This window comes from Sporolactobacillus terrae (genome assembly GCF_019930545.1).
GTDB classification, from domain to species: domain Bacteria; phylum Bacillota; class Bacilli; order Bacillales; family Sporolactobacillaceae; genus Sporolactobacillus; species Sporolactobacillus terrae.
In genome coordinates this window covers 2,241,254-2,253,181 of the sequence record NZ_CP082837.1, presented here as the reverse complement: position 1 = coordinate 2,253,181, position 11,928 = coordinate 2,241,254, and the positions used below count along the sequence as shown (strand labels likewise).

Below are 11,928 nucleotides of genomic sequence, written 5' to 3'. Positions count from 1 at the left end.
CCTCGTTTTTCTCAAAAACTTATTGAGTGACAGCCGGCTTCACACGGTTTTTGCTGGTCCCGGTTTGCAAAACCTCAAGGACACTGTTTAATGCGCCGTCAACGATGTTGCGTATTGCCGTTTCGGTGAAAAAGCCGACATGCGGGGTTAAGAGCACTTGGTCCATGGCGATCAGTTTTTCTAAAAGCGGATCATTAAGCGATTGTCCGCTTAATTTCTTGTTGATGACCGTCTCATTTTCAAAGGTATCCAGTGCTGCACCGGCAATTTCGCCGCTTTCCAGTGCATCGATCAAGGCTTCGGTATCAATGAGTGCGCCGCGTGCAATGTTGATCAGATAAGCACTTTTTTTCATTAATTTAAGCGTGCGCGCATTGATCATATGGCGCGTCGAATCAAAGAGCGGGGTGTGCAGCGATACGATGTCCGCTTCTTTGAGTACCTCTTCGAGTGACGAACGATACTCAATTAAATCCTTTAAGCGGTCGTTCGGATACTGGTCGAAACCAATGATTTTAGCACCGAGCCCTTTAAAGAGCTGAGCAGCTGTCACGCCAATGCGGCCGGTACCGACGATGCCGACAGTCATTGAGCGTATTTCCCGGGACATTAAACCGTCCCAACGAAAATCGTTGTCCGCGATCCTTTTTTGGAATTGCGAGACATGACGCACGAGCTGCATCGCTTGGGTGACGGCGAGTTCTGCCACTGCATACGGCGAATAGGCCGGGACATTGGTGACGATCAATTCATTTCTTTCTGCTTCTTGAAGATCAATCATATCGTAGCCTGCTGTTCGTGTCGCAATCTGCTTGATGCCATAGCTTTTTAGTGCGGCATAGAGCTTTGCAGCGCCTAATGGAACCGGCTGCTGGATGCAGATACCGTCATAACCTTTGGCTCGATCCACCGTTTTTTCCGAGAGAAAATCTGCGGTTGTTTCAATGTCAATGGCATGCGCATCTGCCCACGCGCGGATGATTTCCTTTTCATGGGCCTGAACACCATACATGAATAGCTTCATCGTCGTTCAACCTCCATCTATTTTTCGAGTGATGATCATCCTTAGTCGTTTCGAAATCCTTTTTTCTTTATTCATACATTTGAAAATCCCACAGCTAGTGTATCGAATCCTTGCGCTGCTGTAAATGACGCGATGTAAAGCATATATGCTTTAACGTGGTAAAATGTGTATGCGAAAAAGTGAAAGAAAACAGGAAAGCAGTCCCCCGAAAAGGTCCGCTTTCCTGTTTCTATTTAATCTTGTCGATTCATTCTACACTTTACCTTTTTAGACACGAAAACCCGCTCCCGCTTCCTTAAATGAAAAAGCGGGCTTTCGTGGGGGAGCAGTCAAATGCCTTTGGGGATTAATCCTCGTGGTCGTGGGATAAGACCATTCATAGCTAGGAAAACGGATGATCGGGTCAACTGAAGTTTCGCCCATGCTTTTGAAAAGAAAAATGTTTTTATCATCTTTCCCAATCAAAAAAACAAGTTGCATTTTTCATACACATTACGTATTATAATTTTATTGAACGTGCAAAAAAAATTGCGCATTGGGATCAAGGAGGGCGAATGAAAATGGAGGATGTTTTTTATCTCTCTAATCTTGATCAGCTAAAAGTGCTTAGCGATCCGTTAAGGGTTAAAATCATATGGTCCTTATCGGATCATGAGAAGACAGGGAAAATCCTTTCGGAAGAATTACATATGGCGCCTTCCAAAGTGCGTTATCACTTAACAGAATTGGAACGTGTCGGATTAATCAGAGTTGTGAGAACGGAGCTAAAGAACGGGATCCAGCAAAAGTTTTATCAGCCAATTGCTGAAAACATTTCGTTAGAGAAGGTTGCATCGCTACTCAACGGGGAGACTGTTCCCGATTTGGATAATGTGCTTAAGGAAAATGCATTTTGCGCATTGGAAGCGCTGCGCAAGAATATCGCACGTTCTGATCTTCAGGCGCGTAAATTTCTATTTATTCCTTTTCAAGCACGTCTAACGGATCATGAAGCAAAAGTTGTCGAGCAAAAAATTAAAGCTATTTATACGTATATGCAGAGCAAAAGCAACCGAAGCACACAAGAAAAGACGAAAACGTTTTATACCAGCCTCTCATTCTTTCCTACGCAAGATCAGTAAGTATTTTTTTTGGATTAACGTGCAAATATTTTTGTACGTATAACAATATTATTCTGGATGTGATCCTATGCCTCAAAACCAATTGATAAAGAAACAAAAATACCCGGAATTTTTTAGACCATTGGCGGTATCCAAAGCGTTTCGCAGTTTATGGATCGGCAACGCTCTGTCAACGTTCGGATCCGCGATTACCAATGTGATTTTACCCTTATTCGTTTATGAACTGACCGATTCCCCAATGGCAATGGGAACGATCATGGCAGCCTATATGATTCCGGTGGTTTTAATCCTTCCGGTATCCGGGGTCATTGTCGATCGTTTCAATCGCATAAGAATCATGCAGATTGCAGATCTGATTCGGTTTCTGCTCATGATGGGTTTAATGACGCTCGGCACCTTTGGACGGTTGTCGCTTCCGGTTTTAATCGTGATTATAGCTGGTATGGGGTTAATGAACGGCCTGTTTCAACCAGCCTTTGCGGCAATGAGAGCAAGGATATTTGTCTCTGATATTCGCAACGCAGCCAATGCGCTCAACCAATTCAGCGAACAGTTACTGCGTCTTATCGGACCGTCGATTGGCGGGCTGATCGTAAGTTTTGCATCGGCCACGCTTGGCTTCGGTATTGATGCATGTACATTTTTTCTCTCGTTTCTTTGCCTCATGTTTTTAGTACAAGAAGGCAGCGTTGAAAAAAGGAAGAGCCGGAAGGAAACGTTTGTTCATGAATGTTTTGCAGGAATTCAAGTGATTAAAAAGAATACATGGCTATGGGTAACGATTGTCTTTTTCAGCTTTGCTAATATTTGTTTATCCGGTATGATTACGGTGCTCGTGCCATGGCTGATCAAAGTCCATGCGCATTTACCCAATTATATGTATGGGTTAACCATGTCGGGCGCAGCATTCGGCTCTATTGCAGCTGCATTCTTTTTCGGAATGCGAAAACAATGGCGGCATCGTGGCATGATCGGTTATAGCGGCATTCTAATCGCAGGACTCGCGTTATGGCTAATGCCTTATGCGCATCATTCCTTCTTGTTTGTTTTATTAATGATCGTCGAAGGTGCAGGGGTCATGATTTTCGGTTTAATATGGGAAACAAGTATGCAGGAACTTGTTTCCCCTGAGGTCTTTGGGCGTGTCGCTAGCATTGATATGGTCGGATCTTTTGCGCTTTTGCCACTCGGCTATTTAATGACCGGATGGCTGGCGGGCGTGCTCGGCGGAATTGGAGCGATAACCATAATGAGCAGTGTGAGTGTAGGTGCTGCCGCACTTATTTTGTTTGCACCGGCCATTCGAAATTTTGATTAAGAAGCGCTCAATTGAATTTATTGTTTGAGTAGATCAAGTGGAATTAGAATGGATGGGGAAGTTCTTGCTCGAGGCAACGATTGGCAATCGTTGTTGTCCCTATCCTTCGCATTCAGAAACCGGATCGTGTGCGGCAATCCGGTTTCTTATCGTGCTGCAAATCGCTTCATTAATAGCCGCCGGTCATTTCACTGAGCAGGTCTTCATAGTCATAGTTGTCGCTACGCTTTTCTGAATCAACAGCCCATTTATCGCCTTGCTTCTTCAGGTTGATTTTGTAAGCATTGTCCGAGGTACGCGCTTCATTGTTTTTGAAAACTTCGCCAAAATTTTTGGCAACGTATGCGTACCATCCTTTCATTGCAGCATTGTAATCGGAATATGCGCCGCGGTTGTCATCGATAAATTGATCCTTCAGATCTTGAACCTCATCGTACATATCATCAAGATACAAGACTTTGGGTGTGACTTCGACAACAGCCGAATTTGGAAAAGCGGTGTTGACTTTCAACGTAACGCTGCCTTTCTCACGATTGGCCGCAATAAAATTGGTGTAAATTTGATTTTTTTGCTGATTGGAAAGCTGATCATCCAGTGTGCTGCCCATATTCTTAATAAAGCGTTCTTTCAAGCGTTGTTTTTCTTTGGCAGCGTCATTTGCAACCCATTTTGAATAGTTACTGACGTCTTTCGCAAAGAAAACGGTCTGTACGTATGCGTCCAGCGCATCTTTTGCTTCCCCGCTATGATCTTTATAATTTTTCGTATTGATTTTCACGACAATTTCATCTGCCTGTTTGCTGTCCTCATAGACGCTCGGCTGATAATGCAGCTCATAGGACTTGTTTTTCGCAACCCGGAACGGGAGGTATCCGGTTACCGTTTTCCCTTTTGCCAAACCATCTGTATTCAGCATTTTGAAGTCATCAGGCGCGTCGTAAATGGCTTCATCGACCGATACCTTCTCATCGTTTGGATCATAAAGTGAGAAGTCATCGCTCAAGAGGTCGAGCGACTTGTCTGAGTTGTTGGTGATGCTGATCTGCAAAGCGAGAAGTGCGCTGTCATCCGTATTTTCCTGGCTGTTCATCGTAATGAATTCACCGCTTTTGACCTTCAATGTGGCCACGCTGGTCTTGCCCTCTTCTTTTTTGGAACCTGATCCGCCGCACCCGGCAATAACGAGAAGCAGCGCGAGTCCGAGGATGAAAAGAAGCTTGCGTTTAATGATCATCGACCTCCTGTCATAAAATCTTCACAAAAGTCTACGGTCAGTTCTATGTCATGAATTGGATAAATAGAATCGATCAGTTTGTCCTTTTTGACCTAACGATGGAGAGACGAAACAAGGGCAGGTGCAATCATTCGATACTGCTGCTCATTCATTTTTTGAATGAAGGGACGTTTCAAATGACTGGGAAAAATTTAAGTGAAAGACGGCTTGGATCAGCCCAAAACTGCATAGAATGAGAAAATAGGGGAGGAGACGTGAGGGCGATGGAATGGAACAAATGCATCAAGATCATCATAGGCAGCAGTGTGGTATTCTTCGCACTTTTGATTTCAATCGGAATCGGCTGGGCCAAGACATCTCCAAAAAATGTGGTTGAGGATTTCAAGCAGGCAGTGAATGAGAATGATGCGGCAGCCTTGAAGCCGCTCCTCATAACGGGGGATAAGAATGTGCCGATCACCAAGGCATCCACCCAGGCGCTTCTGGCTTATTTGCGTTCAAATAAAAGCGCGGCGCGTCAAGTGACGCAAAGCCTGACGGAACAGGCAGGGGAAAAAAATACGGATGGAGATGGAGTCCTGCAGCTTTCTGAGGATGGAAGGCAGTTCCTTTTCTTTAAAAAGTACAAAATAGAAGTAGAACCGCAATCAATCACCGTATACGGACTGCGCGAAGGAGAAGTGCTTGCGCTCAATACTTCGGAGCGTGGAATCCTTAGAAAGGGCAACAGTTATGGACCGATTCTTCCAGGTAATTATAAAATAAAGCAGCAATTGACCAATGATCTAGGCATATTTATGAAGAATGCAAAAATTTCTGTTTGGGATCAGGAGGTATCGCTTCACGTTGACTCCGAAGCGTGGATGGCTCATGCCAAATCGCTGCAAAAAGCAGTCTTTGACCGAATCAATCAGTTCAATGCGGAAGTATCGGATTGGGAGACTTCGGACTATGCGCCGCAAAAGCTGCCCTCGGCGACCGAGACGCTCGCTAAGACGCAGTCTGCGCTTCGCATCCGAGAATTCGCGGCACTTAAAGATCAGCTGGACGGGATGCAATCCGCTTATTTGGGCATGCTTGCCGATCCGGACAGTTTAACGATCACTCATTACGGCAATCAGTGGAATGTGTCCGTGGACACGGTTGTCTCCTATAAATTTGGCTATACATTAAAAAAAGGCAAAGAGCAGAAGGACGCTTCCTATAATCGGGGCATCACGTTCCGTCTCATCTATGACACCACCCAAAAACATTGGCTTGTAAGTGGACTCTCCGACAACTATATAACCAAGCAGGCTGCATCGGAATGGCCGAAGAAACAGCAGTGGACGATTGATCACCCGCAGCTGCATACTTGGGGTGCAGATAGCGGGACAGATTTGTAGGCAGCGCGTTCAAACAGTGCGCTGAGTGAGTGTTCGTTCGTGACCTGCGCGAAACGCGCATGAACCATTAAGAGAAATCGGCAATTTCCGAACGTTTGGATAATAATTATGCCAAGTGTTCGTTATTTCGTTGACGTGCGAACAACCATGCTGATATAATGAACACTGTTAAAGATAGTTTTGTTTTGTTCCAGACGTTGGATCGATTGTTCAATGGGTGTGGTTTTCTGCATTAATTCTTTTGCTTCAATAGTCTTGAAGCTTTTTTATTTTCTTATGATCTTATGACCTTGATACGGAAAAGGCTGCGCATTGAAGAATACGAACGTCGGTTCAGGACAACAATACAGCATTAAGGGGGATTATTGTGAACGAAAATTGGTTATCTCGCTATTTTCATTTTTCCGAGTTGAACACAACGCTGCGTCGTGAAACACTTGCTGGTTTAACGACTTTTATTTCAATGGCGTACATACTATTTGTCAATCCAAGTGTTCTTGGTGCTTCTGGAATGGACAAGGGTGCGGTATTTACAGCAACGGCCATTGCCAGCGCGCTAGGCTGCTTAATCATGGGGATTGTTGCCAAGTATCCGATTGCCATTGCACCGGGGCTTGGCGTGAACGCATTCTTCGCTTATTCCGTCTGCATCGGCATGAAGATTCCGTGGCAAACCGCGCTTGCCGGCGTATTCATCGCTTCGATCATCTTTGTTCTGATTACGGTTTTCAAACTGCGTGAGATTATTATTGATGCGATTCCGCAAAGTTTGAAGCTTGCAATGGCTGCAGGTATCGGCTTGTTTATCGCATTCATCGGCCTTCATGAAGGCGGTCTGATTGTTGCCGACAAGGCGACAACGGTTGCTTTTGGTCCGCTGAACGTCGGCACAACATGGCTGACCATCTTCGGTTTGATCGTTACGGTTATTCTAATGGTTCGCAAAGTCCCGGGAGCAATTTTTATCGGTATGGTTCTGACTTCGATCGCAGGGATTGTCTTTAAATTGATCCCACTGCCGTCGCAGATCATCTCGCCTGCGCCAAGTCTTGCACCGACATTCGGCCAAGCAATCACGCATGTTCCGGATATTAACACGATGCAGCTGGCGATTGTTGTTCTGACCTTCTTGCTTGTCACATTCTTCGATACGGCCGGAACGCTGATCGGACTTGCTGAACAAGCAGGCTTCATGAAAAATAATAAAATGCCGCGTGTCGGTCAAGCATTGCTTGCCGACTCAACCTCAATGCTTGCGGGTTCTGTATTGGGTACCTCACCGACTTCTGCATACATTGAATCATCAACCGGTATTGCTGTCGGCGGACGTTCCGGATTCACAGCGGTAGTAACGGGGATTCTGTTCCTGTTTGGTATGTTGTTCTCGCCGCTTCTGGCCGTTGTTACTCCGCAAGTAACGGCACCGGCGCTGATCATTGTTGGTGTCCTGATGGCAAGCGCATTGAAACAGATTCCTTGGGATGAATTTGAAATTGCTGTACCGGCATTCCTGACCGTGATCGGTATGCCGCTGACCTACAGTATTTCTGACGGCATCGCACTCGGCTTCATTATCTATCCGATTACAATGGTTGCTGCCGGACGTGCAAAAGAAATTCATCCAATTGTTTATTTCTTGTTCTTTGTCTTTATCGTTTTCTTCGCGCTGATTTAACGAAGCGCGCATCGAGCCTTCTCCACTAATACTGGAGAGGGCTTTTTTACGTTTCTCTGCCTGGAATCCGGTCGTTGTGGCGCATAATTCGGTCTTTATGATGAGTAATCCGGTCTTCATCACGCATCATCCGGTCAAAGTGTTGATGATGAGTACTGCATAGCGAATCAGCAGCTTACACATGCTAAACATAACCTTAGATAAAGGACGTGTTGCTCATGGCTGCGATTCTGCTTGCCATCCTTTTATGGCTCATTGGTCTGTTCGTGCTGAGTGCAAGTTTTTTTCTGAACGCTATTATGAGGAAAAAAGCAGATGTTTTACTCAAAGATGCTGAACATGAACAGGGGAAAGATGAATCAGTAAGCATTGCGATGACGATTGAAGGAAAAATCTTAGATCGGATTCCGAGCTATGTTATCCATTCTGTGACCGGGGTTGTTGGATTGACGCTCATTGCTTTAGGTGTGGTAGCGCTCGCTTTTTATTTTCACTAAATACGTGCGACCGATTGCTGTCGAAACTTGCGAGCTCTTGGTATACTGAAGACAGTGAATTTTTAAGCGCGCACGTGATGAATGATCATAGCAAAGCGGTGAAAAATATGCGCAAACGCAAAGAAAAGCATTCGGACAGCCTCTTTTTGAAAAAGCAGTTTACAGTCGGTGATCATGAGAGCTTGGCACAATGCCTTGATCGAATGAAGCGGGAAGGCTACCTGCCGGTGAGAAGAATCGAGAAACCAGTCTTTCGCGAAACTCCATCAGGTCCTGAATGTATTGGCCGACAATGTATCTTAGAGGGCAAACGCATGCCTTGAAAAGGCGAACAATAAATTCATTTCCCTTGTTTAATGTTCGATAATTCCGGTTGACATCCGGCGAATAGTGCTGATATGATGAGAGTGTCGAAAATGAAAAACGAACCCTCATATATTTTTGGGAATTTGGCCCAACTGTTTCTACCTGGCGACCGTAAATTGCCGGACTATGAAGGGAAAATGGTAACGTTTTGTTTTGACCGCTGCCCGCGGCCTGAGACCAGACGGTTGTTTTCTCTTCATGTACAGGAAAACAGCTGTTCTGGGCTTTTTATTGTCTGGATTTTGACTAGGTTCAATTGTGTCGCGAAGGATCGGCAACATGCAAGAGCTGTCGCTTTCACCTGACTTTTTGAACAGAATTTATTGGGAGGCAGTATGGTGAGTCAAGCAGTAGTAGGCGTGATTATGGGAAGCAGTTCGGATTGGGAAACAATGAAGAACGCGTGCGACATTTTGGATGCGATGGATATTCCTTATGAAAAAAAAGTGATCTCCGCGCACCGCACACCTGATCTCATGTTTGAATATGCAGCGTCGGCGCGCGAACGCGGATTGAAAGTGATCATCGCCGGTGCAGGCGGAGCAGCTCATTTGCCGGGCATGACCGCAGCGAAAACGACCTTGCCGGTCATCGGCGTTCCGGTTAAATCACGGGCGTTGAACGGGATAGATTCGTTAATGTCCATTGTTCAGATGCCGGCCGGTATTCCGGTTGCAACGGTTGCAATCGGTGATTCAGGCGCGAAAAATGCCGGACTGCTTGCCGCGCAAATCCTCTCCGCCTTTGATGAAAACCTGAAGAATCGGCTCGAAGCTTATCGGGAATCTCTTGCTGATAAAGCAAAAGGGAGTGAGCTGGAATGAATCAGAAAACAATCCTGCCGGGACAAACCATTGGTATTCTCGGCGGCGGACAATTAGGACGAATGATGGCGATCAGCGCCAAACAAATGGGCTATCGCATCGCTGTTCTCGACCCGGTTGAAGATTGTCCCTGCGCGCAAGTTGCGGGCAGCGTCATCACCGCTGATTATGACGACCCGGATGCCGCCAAAAAAATGGCTGACGTCGCCGATGTCGTTACCTATGAATTTGAAAATGTCGACGTCAAGACAGTGGACTACCTGCAGGAGAACAGTTATCTTCCGCAAGGCGGCCACTTGCTTGAAATAACCAAGGACAGGCTGAATGAGAAAGCGGCAATCCAAAGCGCAGGCTTACCGGTTGCCCCCTACATGCCGGTTCGTAATACCAAGGAATTAGAAGAAGCGATCGATACAATCGGTTTTCCATCGGTTCTGAAAACAACCCAAGGTGGTTATGACGGCAAGGGACAATATGTCTTAAAGTCGAAAGCCGATTTAGAAGAAGCACTGCCTTACATTGGCAAAACCCCTTTTGAACTTGAGAAATGGCTTCCATTTGAAAAAGAAATCTCTGTTATTGTTGCACGCAGCACCACCGGCGAAACCTCGGTTTTTCCGGTTGCTGAGAATATACATCGTCATAATATCCTGCATCATACCCTTGTGCCGGCGAGAATATCCGATAACCTCCGCGAAGAAGCGACGCAACATGCGCTCCGGCTTGCGGAAGCCCTTCATCTCGTCGGCACGCTTGCCGTCGAAATGTTTGTCGGCACGGACGGCAGGGTGTACGTTAATGAGACGGCGCCTCGTCCGCACAACTCGGGGCATTTTTCAATTAATGCTTGTGAGACATCGCAATTTGAGCAGCATATCCGCGCGATTTGCGGGTTACCACTTGCTAGCGCGCAGTTGCTCAAACCGGTCATCATGGTTAACATTCTCGGCCAGCATGTTCAGCCGGTTTTAGACAAAATCAGTGAATTATCCTCCGCTCATCTTCACCTCTATGGAAAAGATGCGGCGAAAACCGGTCGCAAGATGGGGCATCTCACCATTCTCGGCGATACGGTGGATGAAGCAATAGAGAAAGCAGAACAAATAGGGATATGGAAAATTGAACAGGAAGTAGGTAAGCATTCATGATTGATCGCTACACGCGGCCGGAAATGGGCGCAATTTGGACGGAAGAAAACAGGTATCGGGCATGGCTTGAAGTAGAAATACTTGCCTGTGCAGGCTGGTCCGAGCTCGGAGAAATTCCAAAAGAAGACGTTGAAAAGCTGAGAAAGAACGCAACATTTACCGTGGAACGCATTCATGAAATCGAACAGCAGACGCGTCATGATGTTGTTGCCTTCACGCGAACGGTTTCTGAATCGCTTGGCGCAGAAAAGAAATGGGTGCACTATGGCTTAACTTCAACGGATGTTGTGGATACGGCTCAAGGCTACTTGCTCAAGCAAGCAAACGACATTCTTTTAAAAGATATCGAACACTTCATTGAAGTGATTCGTCAGAAAGCGAAAAAATACAAGAACACGGTTATGATGGGGCGTACGCACGGCGTCCACGCGGAACCGACAACATTTGGTCTGGTCATGGCTTTGTGGTATGAAGAAATGAAACGCAACCTCGTCCGTTTCAAACGTGCTGCGGACGAAGTACAATTCGGCAAGCTGTCCGGTGCGGTCGGCACTTATGCGAACATTGACCCGCGTGTTGAAACGTATGTGTGCGAACATCTCGGCATCAAACCGGCGCCGATCTCAACACAGGTACTGCAGCGTGACCGCCATGCCCATTACATGTCCGTTCTTGCCTTAATTGCGACTTCGATTGAAAAATTCGCGGTTGAAGTCCGCGGCCTGCAACGTTCGGAAGTGCGCGAAGTTGAAGAGTATTTCGCTAAAGGGCAAAAAGGTTCGTCGGCAATGCCGCACAAACGCAACCCGATCGGTTCAGAAAATATGTGCGGACTTGCTCGCGTGATTCGCGGCTACATGACGACTGCCTATGATGATGTGCCGCTTTGGCATGAACGCGACATCTCTCACTCCTCAGCAGAACGCATCATCCTGCCGGACGCAACGATTGGGCTCGACTACATGCTGAATCGCTTCTCCAACATTCTGGAAAAGCTGACCGTTTTCCCGGAAAACATGAAACGGAACATGAAACGCACCTTTGGCTTGATCTTCTCGCAGCATGTCCTGCTGGCATTGATTGAAAAAGGGATGAGCCGCGAAGCAGCCTATGACATTGTGCAGCCGAATGCGATGAAATCATGGGAGACGGAAACACCGTTTAAGCAAATCGTGGAAGCCGATACACGGATTACTGGCCAACTGTCGCAAGCAGAGATTGATGCGTGTTTTGACGCAACCTATCACCTGAAAAATGTTGACTTCATCTTTGAACGTTTAGGTTTGAACGACTGATCCAAGCAGGGATCCGTACGAAAAGCGAAAAGGGGAAAATA

General features: G+C 46.3%; 11 protein-coding genes and 1 riboswitch. Of the genes, 9 read left to right on the top strand and 2 right to left on the bottom strand.

Annotation, left to right across the window (positions count from 1 at the left end; translation table 11 throughout):
• Positions 1-19: 19 nt before the first annotated feature.
• Positions 20-1,024: a D-2-hydroxyacid dehydrogenase gene (locus K7399_RS10745; RefSeq protein ID WP_028976598.1), complete on the bottom strand. Its 1,005-nt coding sequence runs from the start codon at positions 1,022-1,024 to the stop codon at positions 20-22.
• A 560-nt stretch (positions 1,025-1,584) separates the two neighbouring features.
• On the opposite strand from K7399_RS10745, the gene K7399_RS10740 reads away from it, so the two are divergent.
• Positions 1,585-2,145: an ArsR/SmtB family transcription factor gene (locus K7399_RS10740; RefSeq protein ID WP_028976599.1), complete on the top strand. Its 561-nt coding sequence runs from the start codon at positions 1,585-1,587 to the stop codon at positions 2,143-2,145.
• Between the two features lie 67 nt (positions 2,146-2,212).
• On the top strand, positions 2,213-3,463 hold the full coding sequence (locus K7399_RS10735; RefSeq protein ID WP_128167060.1) for an MFS transporter: 1,251 nt from the start codon (positions 2,213-2,215) through the stop codon (positions 3,461-3,463).
• A gap of 169 nt (positions 3,464-3,632) precedes the next feature.
• On the opposite strand, the gene K7399_RS10730 is transcribed toward K7399_RS10735, so the two are convergent.
• Complete coding sequence (locus tag K7399_RS10730; protein WP_128167058.1) at positions 3,633-4,697, bottom strand: DUF5105 domain-containing protein; 1,065 nt, start codon at positions 4,695-4,697, stop codon at positions 3,633-3,635.
• Between the two features lie 263 nt (positions 4,698-4,960).
• On the opposite strand from K7399_RS10730, the gene K7399_RS10725 reads away from it, so the two are divergent.
• The 7 genes from K7399_RS10725 (at position 4,961) to purB (ending at position 11,887) form a co-directional block, all read left to right on the top strand.
• Positions 4,961-6,082: a TcaA second domain-containing protein gene (locus K7399_RS10725; RefSeq protein ID WP_128167056.1), complete on the top strand. Its 1,122-nt coding sequence runs from the start codon at positions 4,961-4,963 to the stop codon at positions 6,080-6,082.
• Positions 6,083-6,449: 367 nt separating this feature from the next.
• Complete coding sequence (locus tag K7399_RS10720; protein ID WP_028976603.1) at positions 6,450-7,757, top strand: NCS2 family permease; 1,308 nt, start codon at positions 6,450-6,452, stop codon at positions 7,755-7,757.
• 218 nt (positions 7,758-7,975) lie between these two features.
• Positions 7,976-8,254, top strand: a complete 279-nt coding sequence (locus tag K7399_RS10715) for a hypothetical protein (protein WP_028976604.1) — start codon at positions 7,976-7,978, stop codon at positions 8,252-8,254.
• A gap of 146 nt (positions 8,255-8,400) precedes the next feature.
• On the top strand, positions 8,401-8,577 hold the full coding sequence (locus tag K7399_RS10710) for an NETI motif-containing protein (RefSeq protein ID WP_081791739.1): 177 nt from the start codon (positions 8,401-8,403) through the stop codon (positions 8,575-8,577).
• A gap of 88 nt (positions 8,578-8,665) precedes the next feature.
• Positions 8,666-8,767, top strand: a riboswitch (purine riboswitch).
• A gap of 188 nt (positions 8,768-8,955) precedes the next feature.
• Entirely contained in the window at positions 8,956-9,444 is a 489-nt protein-coding gene (purE, locus tag K7399_RS10705; RefSeq protein ID WP_010024451.1) for a 5-(carboxyamino)imidazole ribonucleotide mutase, read from the top strand.
• Positions 9,441-10,592 carry a 5-(carboxyamino)imidazole ribonucleotide synthase gene (gene purK / locus K7399_RS10700; RefSeq protein ID WP_128167054.1) on the top strand — a complete coding sequence of 384 codons (1,152 nt, stop codon included), beginning with the start codon at positions 9,441-9,443 and terminating at the stop codon, positions 10,590-10,592. The genes purE and purK overlap by 4 nt, the downstream gene beginning before the upstream one ends.
• Complete coding sequence (purB, locus tag K7399_RS10695) at positions 10,589-11,887, top strand: adenylosuccinate lyase (RefSeq protein ID WP_010024449.1); 1,299 nt, start codon at positions 10,589-10,591, stop codon at positions 11,885-11,887. Before purK ends, purB begins: the two co-directional genes overlap by 4 nt.
• Positions 11,888-11,928: the final 41 nt, after the last annotated feature.

Coding starts and splice junctions, on each gene's coding strand:
- K7399_RS10745 (WP_028976598.1), bottom strand. CDS start 1,024: ATGAAGCTATTCATGTATGGTGTTCAGGCCCATGAAAAGGAAATCATC.
- K7399_RS10740 (WP_028976599.1), top strand. CDS start 1,585: ATGGAGGATGTTTTTTATCTCTCTAATCTTGATCAGCTAAAAGTGCTT.
- K7399_RS10735 (WP_128167060.1), top strand. CDS start 2,213: ATGCCTCAAAACCAATTGATAAAGAAACAAAAATACCCGGAATTTTTT.
- K7399_RS10730 (WP_128167058.1), bottom strand. CDS start 4,697: ATGATCATTAAACGCAAGCTTCTTTTCATCCTCGGACTCGCGCTGCTT.
- K7399_RS10725 (WP_128167056.1), top strand. CDS start 4,961: ATGGAATGGAACAAATGCATCAAGATCATCATAGGCAGCAGTGTGGTA.
- K7399_RS10715 (WP_028976604.1), top strand. CDS start 7,976: ATGGCTGCGATTCTGCTTGCCATCCTTTTATGGCTCATTGGTCTGTTC.
- purE (WP_010024451.1), top strand. CDS start 8,956: ATGGTGAGTCAAGCAGTAGTAGGCGTGATTATGGGAAGCAGTTCGGAT.
- purK (WP_128167054.1), top strand. CDS start 9,441: ATGAATCAGAAAACAATCCTGCCGGGACAAACCATTGGTATTCTCGGC.
- purB (WP_010024449.1), top strand. CDS start 10,589: ATGATTGATCGCTACACGCGGCCGGAAATGGGCGCAATTTGGACGGAA.